The organism is Vibrio sp. 1978 (assembly GCF_033344345.1).
In genome coordinates, this window is sequence record NZ_JAWPOP010000734.1 from 1 (window position 1) to 595 (window position 595).

Sequence of the window (595 nt, forward strand, 5' to 3'; positions counted from 1 at the left end):
GTAACCAGTACCCGAATGTGTTGTATGCAGAGCCTGATATCAACCACATTGTTCAGTATGTGCCCAATGAAGGTCTCGGTGGAAGTATCTATGCTAATGACTACTTTTCTGAGCAGTGGGCGCTCAATAATACTGGGCAAGTACATTCTACCGTGGTGAATGACCCACTATTTGGTCCGTATCTGGATGAGGCCTCTGGCTTGCCTGGTGCAGATATCAATGCCACCGAAGCTTGGGATATGACGAAAGGTAGTTCTGCCGTCAAGATAGCAATTCTCGATTCCGGTATTGATTGTCGTATGGCAGGGGATAGCGTGAGTAGCATTGAGTTCGGGAACGGAAAATGTGTTGAGCAGAAGAAGTTCATCACCGATTATCAAAGTGATACGTTAGAGGACGTGGTTGGACACGGCACCCATGTCGCAGGTATTGCGGCAGCTCAGACAGATAACGGTATTGGTATTGCTGGGGTCGGTTTTAACAGTTCTGTTGGCAACCTGAAGACGTGCTACGAATATCTGATTTATAGCTGCGACCCATTTTTTGGCTGCTTCCTTATCGCTGCGACGGGGGTATGCCCGCTATCTTCCTCTAT

General features: G+C 47.9%; 1 protein-coding gene. It reads left to right on the plus strand.

The window, feature by feature from the left end; translation table 11 throughout:
* Positions 1–595, plus strand: a 595-nt coding sequence (locus R8N49_RS28815) for a S8 family serine peptidase (protein ID WP_318190660.1), incomplete at both ends; no start/stop codon positions are given.